At 64.9% G+C, this 25,118-nt stretch carries 19 protein-coding genes; 10 read left to right on the top strand and 9 right to left on the bottom strand.

What is annotated here, in order from left to right; genetic code table 11:
* Window positions 1-8: 8 nt before the first annotated feature.
* The 3 genes from RFM40_RS08140 to RFM40_RS08130 all read left to right on the top strand — a co-directional run bounded on the left by RFM40_RS08140 (window position 9) and on the right by RFM40_RS08130 (window position 3,031).
* Entirely contained in the window at window positions 9-203 is a 195-nt protein-coding gene (locus RFM40_RS08140) for a hypothetical protein (RefSeq protein WP_126101246.1), read from the top strand.
* A gap of 127 nt (window positions 204-330) precedes the next feature.
* Window positions 331-1,791 carry an AMP nucleosidase gene (locus RFM40_RS08135; protein WP_245460038.1) on the top strand — a complete coding sequence of 487 codons (1,461 nt, stop codon included), beginning with the start codon at window positions 331-333 and terminating at the stop codon, window positions 1,789-1,791.
* A 229-nt stretch (window positions 1,792-2,020) separates the two neighbouring features.
* A complete protein-coding gene (locus RFM40_RS08130; protein ID WP_320225495.1) occupies window positions 2,021-3,031 on the top strand; it encodes an endonuclease/exonuclease/phosphatase family protein in 1,011 nt (336 codons plus the stop codon).
* Between the two features lie 49 nt (window positions 3,032-3,080).
* Here the strand turns inward: RFM40_RS08130 and RFM40_RS08125 are convergent, their stop codons facing one another.
* Together RFM40_RS08125 and RFM40_RS08120 are read right to left on the bottom strand one after the other, a co-directional pair.
* The gene (locus RFM40_RS08125) at window positions 3,081-3,674 is read right to left on the bottom strand and encodes a DUF922 domain-containing Zn-dependent protease (protein WP_320225497.1); all 594 of its coding nucleotides are present in this window, start codon (window positions 3,672-3,674) and stop codon (window positions 3,081-3,083) included.
* Window positions 3,675-3,772: 98 nt separating this feature from the next.
* Entirely contained in the window at window positions 3,773-5,452 is a 1,680-nt protein-coding gene (locus RFM40_RS08120) for an electron transfer flavoprotein-ubiquinone oxidoreductase (RefSeq protein ID WP_320225499.1), read from the bottom strand.
* Window positions 5,453-5,703: 251 nt separating this feature from the next.
* Here RFM40_RS08120 and RFM40_RS08115 point away from each other — a divergent pair, with 251 nt between their 5' ends.
* The 3 genes from RFM40_RS08115 to RFM40_RS08105 all read left to right on the top strand — a co-directional run bounded on the left by RFM40_RS08115 (window position 5,704) and on the right by RFM40_RS08105 (window position 8,402).
* Window positions 5,704-6,342, top strand: a complete 639-nt coding sequence (locus RFM40_RS08115) for a hypothetical protein (protein WP_320225500.1) — start codon at window positions 5,704-5,706, stop codon at window positions 6,340-6,342.
* Between the two features lie 71 nt (window positions 6,343-6,413).
* Window positions 6,414-7,337 carry a uracil-DNA glycosylase gene (locus RFM40_RS08110; RefSeq protein WP_320225502.1) on the top strand — a complete coding sequence of 308 codons (924 nt, stop codon included), beginning with the start codon at window positions 6,414-6,416 and terminating at the stop codon, window positions 7,335-7,337.
* Window positions 7,338-7,589: 252 nt separating this feature from the next.
* The gene (locus RFM40_RS08105) at window positions 7,590-8,402 is read left to right on the top strand and encodes a helix-turn-helix domain-containing protein (RefSeq protein ID WP_320225504.1); all 813 of its coding nucleotides are present in this window, start codon (window positions 7,590-7,592) and stop codon (window positions 8,400-8,402) included.
* Between the two features lie 2 nt (window positions 8,403-8,404).
* Here the strand turns inward: RFM40_RS08105 and RFM40_RS08100 are convergent, their stop codons facing one another.
* Window positions 8,405-9,352 carry a DMT family transporter gene (locus tag RFM40_RS08100; protein WP_320220023.1) on the bottom strand — a complete coding sequence of 316 codons (948 nt, stop codon included), beginning with the start codon at window positions 9,350-9,352 and terminating at the stop codon, window positions 8,405-8,407.
* Between the two features lie 153 nt (window positions 9,353-9,505).
* On the opposite strand from RFM40_RS08100, the gene pepN reads away from it, so the two are divergent.
* The 4 genes from pepN (at window position 9,506) to RFM40_RS08080 (ending at window position 15,548) form a co-directional block, all read left to right on the top strand.
* Complete coding sequence (pepN, locus tag RFM40_RS08095) at window positions 9,506-12,151, top strand: aminopeptidase N (RefSeq protein WP_320225505.1); 2,646 nt, start codon at window positions 9,506-9,508, stop codon at window positions 12,149-12,151.
* 307 nt (window positions 12,152-12,458) lie between these two features.
* Window positions 12,459-14,780: a PAS domain-containing sensor histidine kinase gene (locus tag RFM40_RS08090; protein ID WP_320225506.1), complete on the top strand. Its 2,322-nt coding sequence runs from the start codon at window positions 12,459-12,461 to the stop codon at window positions 14,778-14,780.
* Between the two features lie 80 nt (window positions 14,781-14,860).
* Complete coding sequence (locus tag RFM40_RS08085) at window positions 14,861-15,121, top strand: type II toxin-antitoxin system prevent-host-death family antitoxin (RefSeq protein ID WP_320225507.1); 261 nt, start codon at window positions 14,861-14,863, stop codon at window positions 15,119-15,121.
* A gap of 136 nt (window positions 15,122-15,257) precedes the next feature.
* Window positions 15,258-15,548 (top strand): hypothetical protein, encoded by a 291-nt coding sequence (locus tag RFM40_RS08080; RefSeq protein ID WP_320225508.1) that lies wholly within the window; start codon window positions 15,258-15,260, stop codon window positions 15,546-15,548.
* Window positions 15,549-15,558: 10 nt separating this feature from the next.
* On the opposite strand, the gene RFM40_RS08075 is transcribed toward RFM40_RS08080, so the two are convergent.
* The 6 genes from RFM40_RS08075 to RFM40_RS08050 all read right to left on the bottom strand — a co-directional run bounded on the left by RFM40_RS08075 (window position 15,559) and on the right by RFM40_RS08050 (window position 25,115).
* A complete protein-coding gene (locus RFM40_RS08075; protein ID WP_320225509.1) occupies window positions 15,559-18,540 on the bottom strand; it encodes a bifunctional [glutamine synthetase] adenylyltransferase/[glutamine synthetase]-adenylyl-L-tyrosine phosphorylase in 2,982 nt (993 codons plus the stop codon).
* Window positions 18,540-20,009, bottom strand: a complete 1,470-nt coding sequence (locus RFM40_RS08070; protein ID WP_320225510.1) for a sensor histidine kinase — start codon at window positions 20,007-20,009, stop codon at window positions 18,540-18,542. Before RFM40_RS08070 ends, RFM40_RS08075 begins: the two co-directional genes overlap by 1 nt.
* A gap of 8 nt (window positions 20,010-20,017) precedes the next feature.
* Window positions 20,018-20,692, bottom strand: a complete 675-nt coding sequence (locus tag RFM40_RS08065) for a response regulator transcription factor (RefSeq protein ID WP_320225676.1) — start codon at window positions 20,690-20,692, stop codon at window positions 20,018-20,020.
* A 299-nt stretch (window positions 20,693-20,991) separates the two neighbouring features.
* A complete protein-coding gene (locus RFM40_RS08060) occupies window positions 20,992-22,536 on the bottom strand; it encodes a Do family serine endopeptidase (protein ID WP_320277360.1) in 1,545 nt (514 codons plus the stop codon).
* Between the two features lie 129 nt (window positions 22,537-22,665).
* Window positions 22,666-23,130, bottom strand: coding sequence for a cytochrome c-type biogenesis protein (locus RFM40_RS08055; protein ID WP_320277359.1), 465 nt, complete (start codon window positions 23,128-23,130; stop codon window positions 22,666-22,668).
* Entirely contained in the window at window positions 23,127-25,115 is a 1,989-nt protein-coding gene (locus tag RFM40_RS08050) for a heme lyase CcmF/NrfE family subunit (protein WP_320225677.1), read from the bottom strand. Before RFM40_RS08050 ends, RFM40_RS08055 begins: the two co-directional genes overlap by 4 nt.
* Window positions 25,116-25,118: the final 3 nt, after the last annotated feature.

Genomic DNA, 25,118 nt, shown 5'->3' with positions numbered 1-25,118 from the left:
CGACCACCATGAACCGCATCACCACCAGCGCAATGAAGACCCTTCGGCTCCTGCCGCGGGCGATGCTCATTCTGATGCTGCTTGCCGCCCCGGTGCTGGCGGTGCCGATGATGCGCGCCGACACCGGCTCGATCATCGAGGCGCCGACGCCGAAGAAGGCGGGCATCGGCTTCGTGCTGCTGGTGAGCCTGCAGCGCGGCTGACACGATCGAAGAAAAATACGCCGCAGGGCAAGCTTCGCACCCGCCTCCCCCTCCCAAGCGCTGTTCCAAATCCCTATATTGGGCCATGGAAAAGCGAATCTACCCCCAAGCCATCGAATCGGTCGTCATGCCGGAGCCTTTCGGCAGGCAGAGCTTCGACGACGCCAGGAAGGCCGTCGCGGCGTTGCAGATGCTCTACGACCGCAACACCAAATTCCTGCGCGATTCCTTCGCCAAGCTCGCCGCCGGCGGCGACGAGAGCAAGCGCTACCGCGCCTTCTATCCGCAGATCGGCGTCACCACGACCTCGTTCACCCAGATCGACTCGCGCCAGGCCTACGGCCATATGCCAACGCCCGGGCATTTCGCAACCACTATCACCCAGCCGCAGCTGTTCGAGAACTATCTCGTCGAACAGCTTCGGCTCATCATGCGCAATCACGGCGTGCAGGTGACGGTGTCGGAATCGACAACGCCGATCCCGCTGCATTTCGCCTTCCTGGAAGGCACCTATGTCGACGGCACGGCTGCCGAGCGCATCAAGCGGCCGATCCGCGACCTGTTCGACGTGCCGGACCTCGACGGCACCGACGACCAGATCGCCAACGGCACCTTCGAGGTGGCGTTCGGCGAGCCGAGGCCGCTGGCGCCGTTCACCGCGCAGCGCATCGATTATTCGCTGCACCGCATGACGCACTACACGGCGACCAGCCCGCAGCATTTCCAGAATTTCGTGCTGTTCACCAACTACCAGTTCTACATCGACGAGTTCGTCGCCCGCGCCCGCGACCTGATGGAGAACGGCGGTGGCGGCTATACCGAATTCGTCGAGCCGGGCAATCTGGTGACAAAGGCCGGGGCCGGAGCAGCGACCGAAGGCACACCGCCGCAACGCCTGCCGCAGATGCCAGCCTACCACCTGAAGAAGCCGGGCCATGGCGGTATCACCATGGTCAATATCGGCATCGGCCCGTCCAACGCCAAGACCATCACCGATCATATCGCGGTGCTGAGGCCACATGCATGGGTGATGCTCGGCCACTGCGCCGGGCTGCGCAACACGCAGGCGCTGGGCGACTATGTGCTGGCGCATGCCTATGTGCGCGAGGACCATGTGCTGGACGATGATCTGCCGGTCTGGGTGCCGATCCCGCCGCTGGCCGAGATCCAGGTGGCGCTGCAGGAAGCGGTGGCCGAAGTGACCGGCCTTTCGGGTTACGACCTCAAGCGCATCATGCGCACCGGCACCGTCGCCACCATCGACAACCGCAACTGGGAACTGCGCGACCAGCGCGGCCCGGTGCAGCGCCTGTCGCAGTCGCGCGCCATTGCGCTGGACATGGAATCGGCGACGATTGCCGCAAACGGCTTCCGCTTCCGCGTGCCTTACGGCACGCTGCTCTGCGTCTCCGACAAGCCGCTGCATGGCGAGTTGAAGCTGCCCGGCATGGCGACCGAGTTCTATAAACGCCAGGTGGCGCAGCATCTCACTATCGGCATCAGGGCGATGGAGAAGCTGGCCGAAATGCCGATGGAGCGACTGCATTCGCGCAAGTTGAGAAGTTTTTCCGAAACGGCCTTCCAGTAGCCGCCACGACTGCCAGGACCCTATCTGGTTTTTGCGCAATTCCGGACGGAAAACCGCCACGCACTTTTCCTGGAATTGCTTCAACGAGACAATTCGTCGTCTTGCTCGGGCCGCAATTTGTCCGATAAGCAGGCAGAGCGAGATGAGGTCTTATCTTGCTCCAAACAGATTGCCAGCGGCATTCGGCAGACCACGACCGGGGATGACAACAGGCGGCGCGCGCTCGAACATGACAGCTGGGGTGGCATTCCTGGCGATGATCGCACTCTCGGCCGCGCTGCTGGCCGGGTTGTTCGGAGCCGTGCATCCGGCCCTCGATTCCGTCTCGCATTTCCGCATTCATCTCAGCATGCTTACGGCGCTGCTGGCGCTATCGCTGCTTGGAAGCTCCTACCGGCTACAGGCGGCAGCGGTGCTGCTTTTCGCCATTGCCTGCTTCGCCACCACGACAAGCGCGCTGCCCAGGCTGTGGCCGCAGCAGGCGGTCGCCAGACCCGCCGATCGCATCGTCTACACCCTGCTGCAGATGAACCTGCGCTTCGACAATCCGACGCCGAAAAAGGTGCTGTCGCTGATCGGCCGGACCAATCCCGATGTGATCACCCTCGACGAGGTGTCGGGGATGTGGACCACCGAGCTTGGCTACATCGCCAGCGCCTATCCATACCGCATCCTTTGCCCCTATCCCAACGGCGTATTCGGCGTCGCGCTGCTGTCGCGACGGCCCTTTGCGGCCGGCACTGCGCCGCATTGCGAGCCACGCGGCGCGATGGCGACCGCGACAATCGATTTCGGCGGCACCGGCGTCGACGTCGCCGCGATCCATCTGAGCTGGCCCTGGCCGCACGAGCAGTACTGGCAGATCGGCGAGCTGGCGGAGCCGCTGGAGGCGCTCGGCGAGACCGCGATCATGGCCGGCGACTGCAATGCCGTGCCGTGGAGCGCGGCAGTGCGCCGCGTCGCCTCGCTCGGCGGACTGACGGTGATGCCGTCGGCCGGGCCGACCTGGATCCACCGGAAGCTGCCCGACTTCCTGCGACGCTTCGCCGGCCTGCCGATCGACCAGGTGTTCAGCAAGGGCGGGGTGACGATCCATTCGGCGACGCGGCTGGAAGACACCGGCTCGGATCATCTGCCGGTGCTTGTCGAGTTCTCACTGCGGCCCGACGACACGCAGCCTGAGGACGAGCACGAGTCGGCGCTGGCTTCTCTCGTGCGGCTCGGCAAGACGCCAGGTTGATGCAGCGCCCCCTCTGTTCCGCCAGCATCAACGGTTCCGCACTGCGCCGCTAAGGCTTGATCAGCGCCGCGATCAGATGCTCGACATGGCCGCCGTCGCGGTGCTCGCGGGCATCGAAGGCATTCTGCTTGGCCTCGTATACGGCATAGGCAGCCTGGATGCGCCGGCGCGCCTCCCGGCGCGTCTTGTAGCAATAGGGATCGTCGGCAACCTTGAGGCCTGTGATCGACCGATTGGTGACGCGCATCATCTCCCTGGCGATGCGGCCGTGGGTTTCCTCATGGGCGCGCACGCCGGCGAAGAACCGGTTCCAGCGCTTCTTCAGCACCGGCGTTGACGGCGACGCCATGCGGGGGAAGGTATAAAAGAGATTGAGCGTGCCGTTGGCGCGCCGCAGCCTGCAGAAACCATTGTCCTGGCCGGCATCGAGATCCCAGTCGACCGTATAGGCGGTCTGGGCGATGGCATGCGTCATGAAGCCATGCTTGGGACCTTTGCTGTCCATGGCCTCGATAAGCGCCACACCGGAATTGCCGGCAATGTCGTAGGTGCGCGTCTGGACCAGCACCCTGGTGCCGGCCGAAGCCTGAGGCGCGCACATCGCGCCGATGGCGACAAGGCATGTCAGAACCGCCAAGCGCATGGCCGTCTCCTCCCTATCCTCAGGAAAAGGAAACACAAGCAGACGGCAGTTTCAACGGCCTTGAGGTTGCGCCGTCGCAACCTATTCCGCACGCAACGCTACATACCCTGATAGACTGGCCCTTCGCCACCCTGTGGCGGCACCCAGTTGATGTTCCGGTTCGGGTCCTTGATGTCGCAGGTCTTGCAGTGGACGCAGTTCTGCGCGTTGATGACGAAGCGCACGTCTTTTGCGGAAGGATCGGCGGCGGCATTGCCGTCCTTGTCGACCCATTCATACACGGCGGCCGGGCAGTAGCGGGTCGAGGGGCCGGCAAAGATGTCGTGCTCGGAACGCTGCTGCAGCGCCATGTCGCCGACGATGAGATGCACCGGCTCGTTTTCCTCGTGGTTGGTATTGGACAAAAACACCGAGGAGAGCCGGTCGAAGGTGAGCACCCCATCCGGCTTCGGATAGGCGATCTTCTGATGCTTGGACGCCGGCTCGAGCGTCGCATAGTCGGCCTTGCCGTGCTTCAGCGTGCCGAAGGGCGAGAAGCCGAACAGCGTGTTCAGCCACATGTCGAGACCACCGATGCCGACGCCGACGATGGTGCCGAAGCGCGACCACAACGGTTTGACGTTGCGCACCTTCTTCAGGTCCTTGCCGATGTCGCTGCCGCGCCAGGCTCCCTCATAGGAGGTCAACTCATCGTTGGCCCTGCCGGCAGCGATGGCGTTCGCGACATGCTCGGCCGCCAGCATGCCGGACAGCACCGCATTGTGCGAGCCCTTGATGCGCGGCACGTTGACGAAGCCGGCCGCGCAGCCCATCAGCACGCCGCCAGGGAAGGAGAGCTTGGGCACCGACTGCCAGCCGCCTTCGGTGATGGCGCGGGCGCCATAGCCGATCCGCTTGGCGCCCTCGAAAGTGCCTTTGATCGCCGGATGCGTCTTGAAGCGCTGGAACTCGTCGAAGGGTGAGAGATAGGGGTTCTTGTAGTTCAAGTGGACGACGAAGCCGACCGCCACCTGGTTGTCTTCGAGATGATAGAGGAAGGAGCCGCCGCCGGTCTTCATGTCGAGCGGCCAGCCGAAGGAATGCTGCACCAGTCCCGGCTTGTGGTTCTCAGGCTTGACCTGCCAAAGCTCCTTGAGGCCGATGCCGTATTTGCCGGGCTCGCGGCCTTCGGAAAGTTTGTATTTGGCGATGAGCTGCTTGGCTAAAGAGCCGCGCGCACCCTCGCCGATCAGCACGTATTTGCCCACCAGCGCCATTCCCGGCGCATAGGCTGGGCCGTGCGTGCCGTCCTTCTCGATGCCCATGTCGCCGGTGATGACGCCGGTGACGGCACCGGCATCGTTGTAGACGAGGCTCACCGCGGCAAAGCCCGGATAGATCTCGACGCCGAGCGCCTCGGCCTTGGTCGCCAGCCAGCGGCAGACATTGCCGAGCGAGACGATGTAGTTGCCGTGGTTGTTCATCAGCGGCGGCATCAGGAAGTTGGGCAGGCGGAACGAGCCGGCGGGACCAAGCACCAGGAAATGATCGTCGGTGACCGGCGTCTCGAACGGATGGTCCCCCTCCTCGCGCCAGCCCGGCAGGAGACGGTCGATGCCGATCGGGTCGACGACGGCGCCGGACAGGATGTGGGCGCCGACCTCGCCGCCCTTTTCCAGCACGACGACGGAAAGGTCGGGGTTGAGCTGCTTCAGACGAATGGCGGCGGCAAGGCCGGCCGGACCGGCGCCGACGATCACCACGTCGAATTCCATGCTCTCGCGTTCGATCTCGCTCATCTGCCCCTCGCTGGCTCGCCATGTTTTCGCATTCTGCTGGCTCACGCGCTGCATAGCGCATCAATTCGCGACGCGAAACCGGTGCTATCGTGACAACGCGGATTTCGACAAAAAGTCGCGGTTTTCCATGCGAAACGGCGCTGGGATAGGCCTCAGCGAAGCATAGGCCAGGGCCATTCAGTTGGAAGGCCAGGCCTGGCCGGCACGTTTTTAATTGTTCGACGGCTTGCTTATCGGCAATACTTGACCCCATGCGCACTCCTGAGCCATCCGGCTTTTCATCGAAGTGCTTACTCTTCACGCCCGGCGTGCTCTGCCGCGCGGTTCTTCCGCTCCTCTTCCTGATCGTTCCGGCGCAAGCCGATACGCAGAAGGTATGGGTGGCCGGCGCCTACTCCTTTTCCGACGAACTTGGCGGCTTCCGTATCACCGGCGCTTCCGGGATCGGCACCAAGGACGACCCGCTGGTCATCACCGAGGAGCTGAATTCGGCGACGCCGGTGACGCTGACCATTCGAGCCGCCAGGCCGATCGAGGCTTTCGGCAAGGCGGGCGATGTCGCCAACGGCATCATGTACATGCGCATCGACGTGCTCAACAACAGCGCCCTGCCCTGGGTGGAATTCCAGTTCGAGCTGCAAGAGATCCTCGACCAGCCGAGCGTATTCGGCGACGGCCTGTCCTTCGACCAGCGCAACAAGACGCCGGACAATATCTGGTCGAGCAACTTCGCCGATTTTGATCGCGCCTTTGAACCTTACGACCGGTTGCTGTTCAGGAACGGCAAGGTCGACCCGCTGAAGACAGCGACCTTCGATTTCCTCATCACCGACTACACGCCGCGCTGGACGTTTTATCTGGTGCAGGATCCAAGGATTCCGACTGGCTGATCTCCCCCATCGAGGGGGAGATTGCTGTCGCCGAGGTTGCAAAATGCCGCCGTGCGGACAATGGTGGAGCCATGACTGCCGCCTCCCCCAATTACCCGATCGATATCGCCGAGCTGCTGGCCTTCTATGCCAGCGCCGGCGTCGACGAGCCGCTCGAGGACGCGCCCGTCAACAGGTTTGCGGAGGTCCGGCCGAAGCCGACCGAGCGCGCACCGGCACAGGCCGCACCGGTCCGTGAAAGCAGGCCTCCGGAAAGACAGGCATCTCAGCCTAGCCTCTACGCGGGCAGGACACCGGAGCGGCCTACGTCTTCGCCCGGATTGGACGCGAGCCATGTGCCCGATGCGCCGGCGCGCACGATGGCGGCAACTGCCGCGGTGCCCGACGAAGGACAGGTGCTGCTCGCGCGGCAACTCGCGGCAAGCGCCTCGACGCTGGATGAGCTGCGCCAGCACATGGCGGCTTTCGACGGGTGCAACCTCAAATTCACCGCCAAGAACCTGGTCTTCGCCGACGGCAATCCAAATGCCGAGCTGATGCTGGTCGGCGAAGCGCCTGGCCGCGACGAGGACCTCGAAGGCCTGCCCTTCGTCGGTCGCTCCGGCCGGCTGCTCGACCGGATGCTCTCGGCAATCGGGCTCGACCGGACATCGGCCTATATCGCCAACGTCATCCCGTGGCGGCCGCCGGGCAACCGCACGCCGACGCCGCACGAAACGGAGATCTGCCGGCCGTTCATCGAACGGCAGATCGAGCTGGTCAACCCCAAGGTGCTGGTCAATCTCGGTGGACCTTCCGCCAAGACGCTGCTCAACACGACAGAAGGCATCCTGCGCCTGCGCGGCAACTGGCGCGTCCACACGACCGCATCGGGCGTCGCCATTCCGGCCATGCCGACCTTGCACCCGGCCTATCTGCTGAGGACACCGGCGCACAAGAAGCTGGCGTGGCGGGATTTCCTCGAGGTGAAGGCGAAGCTGAGGGCGTTGAGGTAAAGCGCCCCTCCTTCTCCCCTTTCTTGTGGGAGAAGGTGGATCGGCGTCAAGCGCCGAGACGGATGAGGGGTGTTCCAGCTTGGCGACACCTTTCGTCACTACGGCGTATCGTGCCAGATTTCCATCGTTTCACTCCGGCCAGCACCCCTCATCCGTCGCCTTCGGCGACACCTTCTCCCACAAGGGGAGAAGGTGGAGCCATAACCTTCCAGGTAATTGAATTACTCCCCTCGCCGCCTTAGTCATGCGGCCATGACCACATCCGAAACCTCCGCCGGCAGCCTCATTCGCGAATGGCGCGCGCGCCGGCGCATGAGCCAGCTCGACCTCGCCATGGAAGCCGATATCTCGCAGCGGCATCTTTCCTTTGTCGAAAGCGGCCGCGCCCAGCCTTCGCGCGAGATGGTGCTGCATCTGGCCGAGCAGCTTTCTATTCCTCTGCGCCAGCGCAACCAATTGCTGCTCGCGGCCGGCTTCGCGCCGAGCTTCAGCGAAAGGCCGCTGACCGATGCGACGCTGGCGCCGGCGAAGGCGGCGGTCGAGACAGTGCTTCGAGGACACGAGCCCTTCCCGGCACTGGCGGTCGACCGGCACTGGAACCTCGTTTCCGCCAACGCCGCGATCGGCCCATTCCTCGCCGACGTATCGGAGGCATCGCTGCTCAAGCCGCCGGTCAATGTGCTGAGACTCAGCCTGCATCCCGGCGGCGTCGCGCCGCGCATCGTCAACCTGGCGGAATGGCGGGCGCATCTGCTGGAGCGGCTGAAACACCAGAACGACGCCACCGGCGACCCGGAGCTGATCGAGCTGGAGCGCGAATTGCGCGCCTATCCGTCAGGGCTGAAGAGCAGCCGGCCGGCGCCGGTCGAGCCGAGTGGCATCGTGCATCCGCTCAGGCTTGCGCATGGCGACACGGTGCTTTCCTTTATCAGCACGATCACGGTGTTCGGCACGCCGCTCGACGTCACGCTGTCGGAACTGGCGATCGAGTCTTTCTTCCCGGCCGATGAACAGACCCGGACGGTGCTGGTGCGGCTGGCGAAGGAGCGAGCAGCCGCTTCGTAGACTTACCCCTGCGGCGGTGTCGCCCGCCTCGTGCGCGTGCGCTCCAGGCCCAGTTGCCGTTCGCGCCAGATGATGAAGATGCCGGCGGCCACCACGATCACGCCGCCTACAAGCGTGTTGAACGACGTCACGTCGCCGAAGACGAAATAGCCGACGACGACGCCGAGGATCATCGAGGTGTATTCGAAGGGTGCTACGACCGAGGCCTCGGCGTGGCGGTAGGCAGCCGTCATCAGGATCTGGCCGAGCCCACCGCAGAAGCCGCCTATGACAAGGAGCGCGGCTTGCATCGGCGTCAGCGCCTGCCAGCCGAAAGGCAGAGTGAACAACGCCAGCACGCTTGCCGTCGAGGAGAACCACAGCACGATGGTCGCCGTCTTCTCGGTCTGCACGAGATTGCGCACCAGAAGCATCGCCACAGCCGAGATCGCCGCTGCAATCAGCGCCGCCATGACGCCCAGCACTTCCTGATCGTCGAGCGCCTCGTCGGAATTCAAGAGCGTTAGTTCCGGCCAGGAGATGATGAGCACGCCGACGAGACCGACGGCGACCGCGCTCCAGCGATAGACCCGGATCGTCTCACCGAGGAAGACCGAGGAGAACACCACCACCAGCAGCGGCTGCGCATAGTTCAGCGTGATCGCCTCCGGCAGCGGCAGCCTGGTCAGCGCGAAGAAGCCGAGCCCCATGGCGCCGACGCCGACGACGCCGCGCGCGATGTGGTTGAACGGCCGTTTCGTGGTGAAGGCCGTGCCGAGTTGTCCCTTGAAGGCCAGGAAGGCGATGATCGGAAAGATAGCGAAGAACGAGCGAAAGAAGACGATCTGCCCGGCGGGCACATCGCCTGCCGCCTTGATGCTGGTCTGCATGCTGACGAAGACCGCCACGGAGACGATCTTCAGGGCAATGCCGCGCAGCGTGTTGTGCCCGACGGCATGATCGACGGTCATCTTGCCTCGTGACGATGGTCGGAAACGAAGCCCAGAAATAGACCCCGGCGCAGTTTTGTCGAGTGGCCGTTTCGTGTAAAGAGCGCTGACTTCAAAATTCTTGGGCCAGCAACACCCCGCCATCCGCCGAAAATCGACAGGAAAACCAACGGAATGCGCACTGATACCGGCCATGTCTTCAAACTCGAAGACTACCGCCCCAGCGACTATCTCATTCCGCGGACCAGTCTCGATTTCCGCCTGTCACCGGATGCCACGCGCGTCACTGCCGTGCTCACTATCGAAAGGCGCGAAGACGTGGCCGCTTCCGCGCCCCTGGTGCTCGATGGCGATGGGCTGACGCTGCTCGGCGTTGCCGTCGACGGGCAGGCGCTCGCGCCGGCAGAGTACCAGGCGACGCCTGACCAGCTGACCATTCCAAAGCCGCCGGCGGCGCAGCGCTTCGAGCTTCGTCTCGAGACCGAGATCGCGCCGTCCAGCAACGAGGCGCTGATGGGCCTCTACCGGTCCAACAATGTCTATTGCACGCAATGCGAGGCGGAGGGCTTTCGCCGCATCACCTATTTCCTCGACCGGCCCGACATCCTCTCCGTCTACACCGTGCGCATCGAGGCGCCCCACAACGAGGCGCCGCTGCTGCTTTCCAACGGCAACCCGGTTGAAAGCGGCGCGCTTGCCGACGGCCGGCACTATGCCGTCTGGCACGATCCCTTCCCAAAACCTTCTTATCTCTTCGCGCTGGTGGCTGGTGCGCTCGGCAAGGTGGCAGGCAGCTTCACCACTCTATCCGGCCGCGAGGTCGAGCTCGGCATCTATGTCGAGCCCGGCAAGGAAGGGCTCGCCGGATATGCGATGGATGCGCTGAAGCGCTCGATGAAATGGGACGAGCAAGCCTTCGGCCGCGAATATGACCTCGACGTGTTCAACATCGTCGCCGTGTCCGACTTCAACATGGGCGCGATGGAGAACAAGGGCCTCAACATCTTCAACGACAAATACGTTCTTGCCGACGAGGAAACCGCGACCGACGCCGACTTCGCCAATATCGAAGCGATCATCGCACATGAATATTTCCACAATTGGACCGGCAACAGAATCACTTGCCGCGACTGGTTCCAGCTCTGCCTGAAGGAAGGGCTGACCGTTTACCGCGACCACGAATTCTCGGCCGATCAGCGCTCGCGCGCGGTGAAACGCATCGCCGAGGTGCGCACCTTGCGCGCGCACCAGTTCCCGGAGGATCAAGGGCCGTTGGCGCATCCGGTGAGGCCGCGCCGCTACCGCGAGATCAACAACTTCTATACCGCCACCGTCTACGAAAAGGGCTCGGAAGTGGTGCGCATGATCCGCACCATTCTCGGGCCTCAGACCTTCCGCGCCGGCATGGACCTCTATTTCGAGCGGCATGACGGCGAAGCGGCGACGATCGAGGATTTCCTCAAGGTCTTCGAGGACGTCTCCGGACGGGATCTTGCGCAGTTCGCGCTCTGGTACCACCAGGCCGGCACGCCGAACCTGACGGTGAGTTCCTCCTACAATGCGGCGGCCAAGACGTTCACGCTGGAGATCGAACAGTCGGTGCCGCCGACGCCGTCGGAAAGCCGCAAGCGGCTGATGCATATTCCGCTGGCCTTCGGCCTGGTCGGCGCCGGCGGCAAGCCTGTCGCTTGGACAGCCGTCGACGGCGCCGCCGTCGAGGACGGCGTCATCCATGTCCGCAAGCGGCGGCACACGGTGCGCTTCTCAGGCGTCTCGGAGCGGCCTTCGGTGTCGCTCAACCGCGGCTTCTCAGCGCCGGTCACGCTCTCGGTCCAGCAGAAGGCCGACGACCAATTCTTCCTGGCCAGCGATGACAGCGACTCCTTCTCGCGTTGGCAGGCCTTCAACACGCTGCTCACCGACGCGCTGATCGCGGCCTTCCGCCAGGTGCTCGGCGGCAAGGAGCCGGCCTCTGCGGCGAGGCTGGCCGAACTTGCCGGCAGGATCGCCGGCGACGAGACGCTGGAGCCGGCCTACCGGGCGCTGGCGCTGTCGCTGCCCGGCGAGGCGGACATCGCGCGCGACATCGGCAAGGGCATCGATCCCGACGCCATCTTCGCCGCCCGCGAGGCATTGGCGCGGACAATCGCCGCCGCGAACCGCGAGGTCTTCTGGGCGCTCTACGACAGCCTCGCCGACAAGGGTCCGTTCACCCCCGACGCCGCGAGCGCCGGACGGCGGGCGCTGCGCAACATCCTGCTCGATTACCTGTCGCTGCTGCCCGAGGGCACGGCACTTGCCGCCGCGCATTTCCGCGCCGCAACCAACATGACCGACCGCGCCGCGGCACTCACCGTGCTGGCCCACCGCCATGCCGGCTCTCCTCAAGCAGAGGAGGCCCTGGCGACCTTCGAGGCAAGATATCGCGGCGACGCGCTGGTGCTCGACAAATGGTTCCAGATCCAGGCCGGCGTGCCCGGAGCGCAGACCGTCGACAAGGTGCGTACCTTGATGCAGCACCCTGCCTTCTCGATCGCCAACCCGAACCGGGTGCGCTCGCTGATCGGCGCTTTCTCCAGCGCCAACCAGACCGGCTTCCACCGCGCCGACGGCCAGGGCTACCGCTTCTTTGCCGAGACCGTACTGGAGGTCGAGAAGCGCAACCCGCAAGTGGCGGCAAGGCTGGCGACGGCGATGCGGTCATGGCGCTCGCTGGAACCGATCCGGCAGGACAAGGCAAGGCAGGCGCTACTGCAGATTGCGAATGCCGAGAACCTGTCGGCCGATTTGCGCGACATCGTGGAGCGGACGCTGGCATAGCGCCCTCTCCTTCTCCCCTTGTGGGACCCGCTGTGGGAGAAAGTGTCGCGCAAGGCGACGGATGAGGGGTGCTCCAGCTTGGCACCGACAGCACTCCGTCCAACACCCCTCATCCGTCTCGGCGCTGCGCGCCGATCCACCTTCTCCCACAAGGGGAGAAAGGAAAAAGCGCCAATTTCAATCAACTTTTAATCTTTTTTGCCCGCGCCTCTGGACAAGGCGAATCACCTTTGATTCTTTACTGACGATTCGGGCGTGCGGCGTAGCCGGATCGTCAAGTATGCGGCAAAATCGGGGAGTGCCATTTATGGCCAAGACGGACGCGTGGGGCGCGCCCGGAGGGAAGGCTTTTGCGCGTCGCGAGGCAAGGGGCGACGGGCTTTCCGGCAACGCGCGTCTGATCGCGGAGCCCGCCTACCAGCGGCTGCTGGCGGCGGAGCCCTTGCTGCGCCGCTCGATACCGGCGCTGATCATCATCTTCCTGATCGTCATCGCAGCCCTTCGCTTCCTCTCGCTGGTGAACGACCGCGACGAGGTCGAACGTGACGCCAAGGCGCTGCTGACTTTAGCCGCTGGCCAGATGGCGCAGTCGATCGCCGCCGACCCGAACGCGGCCGGCGCCAACGCCGTGGACCTTCTGGAGACCATCAGCCGCCGGGCCGCCATGGGCCGCAGCCATGTGCTGGCCATCACCGACGGCGCCTTCAAGATCATCGCGGTGTCGCCATTGTCGACGGGCTGGCAGGGGCGCTCGCTGGACGGCCTGGTGCTCGGCGGACAGCCGCTGTTCATGTTCGGCGACCGCGCCGGCGTGATGGATGTCAGCATCGGCGGGAAGGATTGGTTTGCTGCCGTCAGCTTCACAGGCGACCGCAAGAACGCCGCGGCGGTGCTGGTTCCCAAGGAGGCGGTGTTCGAGAGCTGGCGCAAGACGGTGTCGCTCAACGTAACCCTGTTCGTGCTGACGGCCGGCGTGCTGATCGTCATCCTCTATGCCTATTTCGGCCAGGCGGCGCGCGCCCAGGCAGCCGACCGCATCTATCTCGAGGCGCATCAGCGCATCGATATGGCGCTGGTGCGCGGCCGCTGCGGGTTGTGGGACTGGGACATGGTGCGCGGCAAGATGTACTGGTCGCGCTCGATGTACGACATGCTGGGCTACGAGCCCTGCGATACGATGCTGTCGTTCGGCGAGGTCGACGAGATCATCCATCCCGACGACGGCGATCTCTTCGAGCTCGCCAACCGCATCGTCGAGCGCGAGATCGACCATATCGACCAGGTGTTCCGCATGCGCCACGCCGACGGGCAATGGGTGTGGATGCGCGCCCGCGCCCAGGTGATCGACCCCGAAGCGCCGGAAATCCAGCTGATCGGCATCGCCGTCGACGTCACCGAGCAACGGCATCTCGCGCTGCGCTCGGAGGCGGCAGACATGCGGCTCAGGACCGCGATCGAGAACATCAACGAATCCTTCGTGCTGTGGGATGCCGCGGAGCGGCTGATCATGTGCAACTCCAAATTCCAGAAGGACAACGGGCTCTCGGACCGCGACGTGGTGCCGGGCGCGACCCGCGACATGCTGGAGGAGCGCATGCTCGCCTTTGCCTCGGAGCGCAGGCTCGCCAATGCCAACGGTCCGCATGGCGGCGTCACGCTGGAGCGCCAGCTTGCCGACGGCCGCTGGCTTCAGGTCAACGAGCTCAGAACCCGCGACGGCGGCATCGTCTCGGTCGGCTCCGACATCACCCAGATCAAGCTGCACCAGGAAAAGCTGGTCGACAGCGAGCGGCGCCTGATGGCGACGATCCACGATCTCAGCCTCGCGCGGCGCGCCGAGGAGGAACGCGCCAAGGAACTGGTCGAGCTCAACCGCAAATACATGAAGGAGACGGAGCGCGCCGAGGCGGCCAACCGGGCGAAGTCCGAATTCCTCGCCAACATGTCGCATGAATTGCGCACGCCGCTCAACGCCATCATCGGCTTTTCCGAGCTGATGGAACAGCGCCTGTTCGGGCCGCTCGGCTCGCCGCGCTACGAGGAATATGCCGCCGATATCAACGGCAGCGGCAAATATCTGCTCGGCGTCATCAACGACATACTCGACATGTCGAAGATCGAGGCCGGCCAGTTCTCGATGGAGAGCGAGGAGATCGACCTCTGCCCGCTGATCAAGGAGACGGTTCGCGTTATCTCGCTGCAGGCGGCGGAAAAGTCGATCACGGTGGAGACGCGCATCGCCGACTCGATGCGGCTCTACGCCGACCGCCGGGCGATCAAGCAGATCGCCATCAATCTCCTCTCCAACGCCGTAAAGTTCACTGGCCAGGGCGGCCATATCATGGTCCGGGCGCGCAATGCGTCAGGCGCGCTGGTGCTCACTATCGAGGACAATGGCTGCGGCATCCCGAAGCAGGCGCTGAGCAAGCTCGGAAGGCCGTTCGAACAGGTGCAGAACCAGTTCTCCAAGAACCACACCGGATCTGGCCTCGGCCTCGCCATCTCTCGCTCGTTGGCCGAACTGCAGGGCGGCGCGCTGAAGATCCGCTCGACGGAAGGCGTCGGCACGATCGTATCGGTGCGCATCCCGCTGAAGAAGTCGCCGCCGACGGTGAAGGCCGCGGCCTGAGAATCCGTAACTATCACGGCAGTGCCGTTCTTGAAAAAGTTATCTATTTTTATCTATTTTGGATAAAGAGGTGACTTATCATGCGCGTGACGTCCACGGAATTCCAGCAGAATGTCGGCCGCTTTCAGGACGCCGCTCAGCGGGCGCCGATCGCGATAACGAAGAATGGCCGGACCCACACCGTGCTTCTTTCGGCGGCGATGTTCGAGGTATTGGTCAAGGGGCGGGTCGTCCGACCTGTCGAGCACCTTGACGACGAGACGCTGAAAGCCATCGCGAAAAGCTCAGTCCCGTCCCAGTTCGACGAGCTGGATGACTTGCTCAAAGACTGGACACCGTGAGCCTGCCCAAGCCTGTTCCCGGCCTGGTGATTTCCTATTCCTACCTCTGGTCGGACGAACACCAGAGGGGCGTTGAAGAGGGTCGCAAGAATCGCCCGTGCGCCATTGTAGCCGCGCGCAGGGTCGTGGAAGGGTCGTGACGGTGGTTCCGATCACGCATTCCGCCCCGGCTGATCCTGCCGATGCCATCGAGATTCCCGCACCTCTCAAAGCCTATCTTGGGCTCGACGACATGCCGTCATGGGTCGTGGTGAGCGAGACCAACGATTTCCTCTGGCCAGGCCCCGATCTGCGGCCCATTTCGGGAAGCAACCCCTCTCGCTTCCACTACGGCATGCTGCCGCCACGCTTCTACGCTTATCTGCGCGATCGGCTCCTTCAGGCGCACGCGCGCCGCAGGCTCGGCCGGGTGCAGCGCACCGAGTAGACGCGAGACCTCAGGACTCCAAGCGCGCCGCCGCTCCCGCGCGAAGCAGAAGATCGAAATCCTTCCTGACCTTCCGCGACGTCTCCTTGAGATGTGCTTCCAGCACAGCGAAATCCGGAAGGTCGGTGACCGCCAGAAGCAGATCCGAAAGCCCCGGCGGGACATCGTCGCGCTGAAACTCACCGGTGAGGCAAAGCCTGATCATCTGGGTCAACGCCATATAGAGCCGCCAGGCCTCGCAAAGTTCCTGCCTGACGTCGGCTGCAGCGAATTGCGGCGCCAGCCGCGCCAGCACATCCGCCGTCGCGGTCACCCGACGGCCGGGCTCGATAGCGCCGGTGATGACCGCGACCTGCGCAATGAACTCGAGGTCGATGAGGCCGCCCGGGATCAGCTTGATGTCCCAGAGGTCGCGCGGCGGCTTCTCCTTTTCGATCAGCGCCCGCATCTCCGAGGCCTCCGCCTTTACCTTGACGCCGTCGCGCGGCAGGGCGAGCACCGCCGCGACATCCTCCTCGACTTCGGCGCAGAGTTCGGCATCGCCGCCGATGGCGCGGGCTCTTGCCAGCGCCATATGCTCCCAGGTCCAGGCATCCTGGCGCTGATATTTCTTGAAGGCGTCGACATGGGTGGCGACCGGCCCCTTGTTGCCGGAGGGGCGCAGGCGAAGGTCGAGCTCGTAAAGCACGCCTTCGGCGGTCGGTGCTGAGACGGCGGCGATCAGCCGCTGCGTCATGCGGGTGTAGTAATGCGACGGCGCCAGCGGCTTCTCGCCGTCGGATTCCTCCGCATCCGCGTCGTGGTCGTAGAGCAGGATGAGATCGACATCCGATCCGGCGGTGAGCTCGCGGCTGCCAAGCTTACCCATGCCGAGCAGCGCCACCCTGGCCCCGGCAATCCTGCCGTGGCGCAGCGCGAACTCGGCAATCACCGCTTGAAGCGCCGCCTCGATGGTGAGATCCGCGAGGTCGGAAAAAGCGCGCCCCGCCCGCGCGGGATCGATCGAGCCGGCCAGCAGGCGCACGCCGATCAGGAATTTCTGCTCGGAGGCGAAGATGCGCAGGCGGTCGAGCACATCCTCATAGGCGCGGTCGCCCTCGATGAAGGCCGCAAGCCGCGCCGAAAGATAGGCGCGATCCGGCAGCTCGGTAAGCAGCGCCGGATCGAGCAGGCCGTCGAAGACATGCGGGCGGCGCGTGATGATGGCGGCGAGCCGTGGCGCACCACCCATGATCGTCGCCATCAGCTTGAGCAGCGCAGGGTTCGACTGCAGCAGCGAGAACAGCTGGATGCCGGCCGGCAGGCCGGCAAGGAACTCGTCGAAGCGCATCAGCGCCTCGTCGGCGCGGCGCGTCTGGCCGAAGGCTTTCAAGAGCGCCGGAGTCAGCTCCGTCAGCCGCTCGCGCGCTTCGGCCGACTGGGTGACGCGGTAGCGGCCGAAATGCCAGCCGCGGATGACGCGGCAGATGTCGCTCGGCCGCTGGAAGCCGAGGCCGTGCAAGGTCCGCAGCGTGTCGGGGTCGTCGACATCGCCGGTGAAGACCAGGTTGCCGATGCCGGCCGACAGTTCGGGCGCCGTCTCGAACAAGGCCGCATAGTGACGCTCGACCTGCTGCAGCGAAGCGCGGAAGGTTTTCGCGAATTCCACCTCGTCCGCAAAGCCGAGCATCAGCGCGATGCGCTCCAGCTCCTCGTCATCCTCCGGCAGAATATGCGTCTGCTCGTCGGCCACCATCTGGATGGCGTGCTCGACACGGCGCAGGAACCAGTATTGCCGGGTAAGCGCGTCGCGCGCATCGGCGGTGATCCAGCCGCGCGCGGCGAGCGCGCCAAGCATCGGCACCGTCTCGCGACCGCGCAGCTCCGGGAAGCGGCCGCCGGCGATGAGCTGCTGCGTCTGGACGAAGAACTCGATCTCGCGGATGCCGCCGCGGCCAAGCTTGACGTTGTGGCCCTTCACTGCAATCTCGCCATGACCCTTGTGGGCGTGGATCTGGCGCTTGATCGAATGGACGTCGGCGATCGCGGCGTAGTCCATGTATTTGCGCCAGACATAGGGCTGCAATTCCTTGAGGAAGGCCGCGCCCGCGGCAAGGTCGCCTGCAACCGGCCGCGCCTTGATCATGGCGGCGCGCTCCCAGTTCTGGCCGCGCGCTTCGTAGTAGCGAAGCGCTGCTTCGACCGGGATCGCCAGCGGCGTCGAGCCGGGATCGGGACGGAGCCTCAGATCGGTGCGGAAGACATAGCCGTGCTCGGTGCGGTCCTGGAGGATACGCACGAGCCGGCGCGTGAGGCGCGAGAACAGTTCCGCCGCGTCGAGCGGGTCGATGACAGCCGGCGCCTCCGGATCGAAGAAGACGACGAGGTCGATGTCGGAGGAAAAATTCAGCTCATGCGCGCCGAGCTTACCCATGCCGAGCAGGATCCAGCCCGAGCCGCGCGCAGGGTCTTTGGGATCGGGCAGCTTGAGCTTGCCCTGCCCATGCGCATCGAGCAGCAGGAAATCGACGGCGGCGCGCGTCGAGGCATCCGCCAGGTCGCTGAGGCGGCGCACCGTCAGCGCGGTTTCGGCTTCGCCGGAAAGGTCGGCGAGCGCGATCAGGAAATGCGCCTCGGCCTTGAATTGCCTGAGCGCCATCATCCGGCTCGTTTCCGAAACAGTCTCGGCCCGCGCCGCGCGATCGATCGCCTCGCCGATGTCGCTGAGCCGCGCTTCGATCGTCTGATCGAACAGCACGTCGAGAATGGCCGGCCGGCGGCGGGCCATATCGCGCAGGAACGGCGACAGGTCGAAGATGGCGGCGAGCAGATCCTGCAGCGGCCCCTTGCCCGCGAGGAATGCGGCGAGACGCGTAAGGCCGTCTTCCTCTGCTGCGTCCGCGATCTCGGACAATTCCCGCCGGGCATGGTCGCCATCCAGCGGGCGAAGCGCCAGCGTCGGGCGGAGTTGCCATCCGGTTTCGATCTTTTTCTTTGCCATCCTTGCCGCCATCAATGCGTCTCCCGTGACGGGAAACTCATGACTACGGACAATCCGGGATTGGCGGGCAGAAGATCAAGCCTGCCGTTGTGGAAAGTCATGATCGCCTTGGCGAGGCTGAGGCCGAGACCCGAGCCCGGCTGCGAGCGGCTCTTTTCCAGCCGCACGAAGCGTTCGGTGGCCCGCGCGCGGTCGGCATCGTCGGGAATGCCGTGGCCGTTGTCGGAAACGGAAAGCTTGACCTCGCCGCCGGCACGCTCCAGCGTGACGCGCACTTTCGGGCTCTCGGCCGCGCCGGTCGAATACTTGATCGCGTTGTCGACGATGTTCGATAGCGCCTGGCCGATCAGCTCGCGGTTGCCGTTTATGGTGACGGCTTCCGGCACCGTGGCTTCCAGCACAACGCCCGCCTCCTCCGCTACCGGCTCGTAGAGCTCTACGACATCGCTCACCGTGGCGGCGAGGTCGACCGGGCCGGCCGTCTCGGAGGAATAACCGGCCTCCAGCCTTGAGATCATCAGGATGGCGTTGAACGTCTTGATGAGCTGGTCGGATTCGGCAATCGTGCCCTCCAGCGCCTGGCGGTAGTCGGTCGTCTTGTGCTTGCCGGCAAGTGTGGCCTCGGCGCGGTTGCGCAGCCTGGTCAGCGGCGTCTTCAGGTCATGGGCGATGTTGTCGGAGACCTGCTTCAGCCCCTCGTTCAGCATCGCGATGCGGGCAAGCATGGTGTTGAGGTTTTCCGACAGGCGGTCGAATTCGTCGCCGGCGCCGGTCACCGGCAGCCGTCCGCCGAGGTCGCCGCCCATGATGCGGCGGCTTGCATCGGAGACGCTGTCGATGCGCTTCAGCGCCGCGCGCCCGACGAAGAACCAGATCAAGAGCCCGCCGAGACCCATCATGCCCAGCGCCAGCATCAGCGAGCGTTTGATGACGGCGCGGAAGCGCTCGGGCTCGCCGAGGTCGCGGCCGACCAGCATGATCATCTGGTTGGGCAGTCTCAGCACAAGCGCGATTGCGTTGTGGCCCTTCTCGCCCTCGGATTGCGCGCCGCTGGTCCCGGTCGAAGGCGCGGCCTGGTCTCCGCTGCGCAAGCGGTCGAGCTCGCCCTCGCCGAAGCGCTGGTAGGAAAAGGGCTCGGTGGTCCAACCCTCGGTCTCGATGACCCCAGGCTCCAGGCTCTGCACGTTGCCGGTCAGGATCTGGCCGTTGGCGTCCGCGATCAAATAGAGGTTGGCGCCGGGCTGGCGGGAGCGGGCCTCGACGACGCGCACCAAAACCGGCAGGCCGCCACGCTGGTAGGCGCGAGCCAGGCCCAGCACCTCGTCGTTGATGGTCTCCTGGGTCTGCGCGGTCAGCATGCGCGCCGACAGCGACGTCATGTAGAAGACCAGCAGCACGGCGCAGAGCGCGAAAAGCAGCAGATAAAGCGCCGAAAGCCGGGCCGCCGTCGTCCTCATGATGGCCGGCAGGGAAAGAGCCATGATCGGCTTTACCCGCCTTTCAGCATGTAGCCGGCGCCGCGGATCGTATGCAGGATCGGCTTGTCGAAGCCTTTTTCGATCTTGCCGCGCAGGCGCGAGACGTGAACGTCGATGACGTTGGTCTGCGGATCGAAATGATAGTCCCAGACATTCTCGAGCAGCATGGTGCGCGTCACCACTCGGCCGGCATGGCGCATCAGATATTCGAGCAGGCGGAACTCGCGCGGCTGCAGCGTGATCTCGCGCCCGGCGCGCTTGACCGAATGCGACAGGCGGTCGAGCTCGAGATCGCCGACGCGGTAGACGGTCTCGGACTCCCGTGCGCCGGCGCGGCGGTTCAGCACCTCGACGCGGGCGAGCAATTCGGAAAACGCATAAGGCTTGGTCAGATAATCGTCACCGCCGGCGCGCAACCCGGTGACGCGGTCGTCGACCTCGCCCAGCGCCGACAGGATCAGCACCGGCGTGGTGTTGCCGCGCGAGCGGAGCGCGGCGATCACCGAAAGCCCGTCGCGGCGCGGCATCATGCGGTCGACGACCATCACGTCATAGTCGCCGGCATCGGCAAGCGCGAAGCCGGTCTCGCCGTCGCCCGCGACATGGGCGGTATGGCCCGCCTCGGCGAAAGCCTTCTTGAGGTAGTCCGCCGCCTCGCGATCGTCTTCCATGACGAGAATCTTCATGGAGCCGTTATACGCGATTTCACCGGAAGATTGAGGTGCGGCCATTCCACTTACCTTTGTGGTAAAGCGGCAGCGAGTGATGGGAACCCGCTGCCGCCAGGAGCGAAACACGGTGACTGACTGACGTGCTCGGCCCCATGTTTTCCCGGCGGCGGTTCGGGGGTGTTGAAACCGCCGCAAGGAAAAGTCGCTGAGCAACTCCAGGAAAAGCGCGAAACGGTTTTCCGTCCGGAATTGCGTCAAACAAAAGCGACGGAGCGGTTCACCGTTTCCGAGAAACGATGAACCGCTCTATCAGATCAGCCCTTGCCGACCGGCAGCGCGACGAAGCGGTTCGCATCGTCGCGGGTGATCTGCATCAGCACGGCCTTGCGGCCTGCCTTGGTGGCGTCGGTCATCGCCTTGGAGACGTCGTCGGTGGTGTTCACCTCATTCGAATTGATCGAGGTGATGACGTCGCCAGGCTGGATGCCGCGATCGGCCGCATCGCTGTCCGGATCGACGTCGGTGACCACCAGGCCCTTGCCGTTTTCCGACTTGGTGACGGTGAGGCCCAGATCGGCAAGCGTATCGGGCTTGGCGGGCGCGGCCTGCTTGTTGTTGTCGTCGTTCGAGGCCTGCTTGTCGCTCGAAGGCAAGGTGCCCAGATCGACCTTGACCGTCTCGTTCTTGCCGTTGCGCCAGACGGTGACGTCGACCGACTTGCCCGGCGCATAGGCGCCGATCATGCGGGCGAGTTCTTTCGGCGAAGCGACGTCCTTGCCGTCGACCTGGGTGATGACGTCACCAGCGGTGATGCCGGCCCTCTTGCCCGGACCGGCGTCCTGGGCGCTCGAAACCAGGGCGCCCTTGTCCGACTTCAGGCCGAGCGACTCGGCGATGTCGGAGGTGACCGGCTGGATCTCGACGCCGAGCCAGCCGCGCTGGACGGAACCGTTCTTCATCAGGTCCTCCACGACCTGCTTGGCGGTCGAGGCCGGGATGTCGAAGGCGATGCCGACACTGCCGCCCGACGGCGAGAAGATGGCGGTGTTGATGCCGATCACCTGGCCGTTGAGGTTGAAGGTCGGACCGCCCGAATTGCCGCGGTTGACCGAGGCGTCGATCTGGATGAAGTCGTCATAGGGGCCGGCGCCGATGTCGCGGCCGCGGGCCGAGACGATGCCCGCGGTGACGGTGCCGCCGAGGCCGAACGGATTGCCGACGGCAACCACCCAGTCGCCGATGCGGATCTTGGAGTCGTCGGCGAAGTCGACATAGGTGAACTTGCCGCCGCCATCGACCTTCAGCACAGCGAGGTCGGTGCGCGGATCGGTGCCGATCAGCTTGGCGTCAAGCTCCTTGCCGTCATTGGTGACGACAGTGAAGTCCGAACCTTCCGAGACGACGTGGTTGTTGGTGACTAGATAGCCGTCCTCGGAAATGAAGAAGCCCGAGCCTTGAGCGACCGGACGCGGCTCACCATTGCCATGGTTGCGGTGGTTGAAGCGGGGCATGCCGAACTGGCCGCCCTGATCGCCGAAGCCCCGGAACTCCTTGAAGAAACGGCGCAGCTGCGGGTTGTCGGGCAGGTTGTCGAAGCCGTTCTGATCGTCGGAGCCGTCATCTGCCGTCGGCTGGATCTTGGCCTTGACCTTGACGCTGACGACCGCCGGCGAGACGTGCTCGACGACATCAGCGAAGCTCGGCACCTGCGGGGCCTCGACGCGCACCGCGTCGGCCAGCACGGGGGCGGTGCCGGTTGCGAGCACGCCTGCGCCGACTGCGCCGACGACGGCCAGGGAAGCGACGGCCGCAAGCAGGCGCTTGCGGGTGCCGGAAGATGAATTGGAGGCAATATTCATGGGTTTCGTATCCTCTTTCGAAGGGATGCGCGCTCAGGCGAAGCATCCTCGGGCAAGAGGATTAGAGCGGCGCACATTACGGCGCCATTTCCGGTACATGAAAATTTTGTAATGTTTCGCTGCGTCGGCTTATTCGCGCAGCAGCTTATCCAGCGCCGCCTGTTCCTCGGCGCTCAGGGTACTCTCCGGTGCCGGGCGGCTTGAGCGGGCGCTGATCAGTATGAAGATGCCGCCGGCCAGCAGCAGGAGTACCGGCGTGCCCCATAAAAGCGCGTTGCGCAGGCTGAAGCGGGGCTTCAGCAGCACGAACTCACCATAGCGCGAAACGATATAGTCCATCACCTGCTGGTCGGTGTCGCCGGCGACGAGGCGCTGGCGCACGAGGACGCGCAGGTCGCGCGCCAGGTCGGCGTCGGATTCGTCGATCGACTGATTCTGGCAGACCATGCAGCGCAGGCCCTCGGAGAGTGCGCGTGCGCGAGCCTCCAGCGCCGGATCAGGCAGCACCTCATCGGGCTTCACCGCCTGTGCCGCGCCGGCAAAGACCAGCGCCAGCAGGAGGATCAGCGAGGCGAGCGAAAACCTGGCCTTCATGTCGGACCCACAGACACAGCGGCGGCAGCCGGCTTGCGGCGGCGAGACGGCGCGCCGACGCGCAGGCGGCGATCGAGCAGCGACATGGCGGCGCCAGCCATCATCACCAGCCCGCCGCCCCAGATCAGCGTCACGAGCGGCTTCCACCACAGGCGCACGACGACGGAGCCGTCCTTGCCCTCGTCGCCGAGCGACAGATAAAGCTGGCTGAGGCCCAGCGTCCTGATGCCGGACTCGGTCGTCACCGTCTGCCGCACCGGATAGAACCGCTTGGCGGACGCGATCTCGCCATCGGCATTGCCGTCTGAGATCAAAAGGAAGCGGCCGCGATCCTCGGTGAAGTTCGGGCCCTTCTGCGGGACGAGCCCTTCGAAGCGCAGCGTGTGGCCCGACAGCTCCACCGTCTCGCCCGGGCGCATGGTGAGGATCTTCTCGGTGCCGAAGGACAGCGTGCCGACGATGCCGAGCAAGGTGAGCCCCAGCCCGAGATGAGCAAGTGCCGTGCCGAAAACCGAGCGCGGCAGGCCGGCGAAGCGCCTCAGCATGACGGCCGGCGCGACCGAGCCGACACCGGACTTGACGGCAAGGTCGGTGAGCGCGCCGGCGGCCAGCCAGACCGCGAGGCCGACGCCGAGTGCGGCAAAGACCGAAGCGCCGTCGATGAGCAGGCCGGTGACCAGCATCGCGGCCAGCGCCAGAGCGAAGGCTGCCATCAGGCGCTGTGAGGCGGCAAAGACATCGCCGCGCTTCCAGGCGAGCAGCGGGCCGAAGGGCACGATGGCGAGCAGCGGCAGCATCAGCGGACCGAAGGTCAGGTCGAAGAAGGGCGCGCCGACCGAGATCTTGCCGCCGGTGACGGCTTCGAGCGCCAACGGGTAAAGCGTGCCGACGAGCACCGTCGCTGTCGCCGTGGTGAGGAAGAGGTTGTTGAGGACCAGCGCGCCCTCGCGCGAGATCGGGTGGAACAGCCCGCCGGCTGCCAGCCGCGACGCACGCAGCGCAAACAGCGCCAGCGAGCCGCCGATGAACAGCGTCAGGATGCAGAGGATGAAGACGCCGCGGGCCGGGTCGGTGGCGAAGGCATGCACGGACGTCAGCACGCCGGAGCGCACCAGGAAGGTGCCGAGGAGCGACAGCGAGAAGGTGAGGATCGCAAGCAGCAGCGTCCAGATCTTCAGGGCCGAGCGCTTCTCCATGACGATCGCAGAATGGAGCAGCGCGGTGCCGGCGAGCCAGGGCATGAAGGAGGCGTTCTCGACCGGATCCCAGAACCAGAAGCCGCCCCAGCCGAGCTCGTAATAGGCCCAATAGGAGCCCATGGCGATGCCGCCGGTGAGGAACATCCAGGCGACCAGCGTCCAGGGCCGCACCCAGCGCGCCCAGGAGGCGTCGATGCGGCCTTCGATCAGGGCCGCGACCGAAAAGGAGAAGCAGATCGAGAAGCCGACATAGCCGAGATAGAGCAGCGGCGGATGGATGGCGAGGCCGAGATCCTGCAGGATCGGGTTGAGATCGCGGCCCTCGATCGGCGCGGGGTTCAGCCGGACGAAGGGATTCGAGGTCGCCAGGATGAACAGGAAGAAGGCGGCGCCGATCATGCCCTGCACGGCGAGCACATTGGCCTTGAGCGTCGCCGGCAGGTTGGCGCCGAAGACAGCGACAAGCGCGCCGAAGAAGGTCAGGATCAGCACCCAGAGCAGCATCGATCCTTCGTGGTTTCCCCAGGTGCCGGTGATCTTGTAGATCATCGGCTGCAGCGAATGGGAGTTCTCCCAGACGCTCGCCACCGAAAAGTCGGAGCCGGCATAGGCTGTGGCCAATGCCGCGAAGGAGAGCGCGGTGAGCGCGAAGCCGGTGACCGCCACCGTACCGCCGACCGCCATCAGCCGCTGATTGCCGGTGCGGGCGCCGACCAGCGGCACCAGCATCTGCACCAGCGACAGCGCGAAGGCGAGGACGAGGGCGAAATGTCCGGTCTCTACCATCAT

The sequence above is a fragment of the Mesorhizobium captivum genome, assembly GCF_033977165.1.
Taxonomy (GTDB): Bacteria; Pseudomonadota; Alphaproteobacteria; order Rhizobiales; family Rhizobiaceae; genus Mesorhizobium; species Mesorhizobium captivum.
Note: the sequence above shows the minus strand (reverse complement) of the source record. Positions and strands in the feature narration are given on the sequence as shown.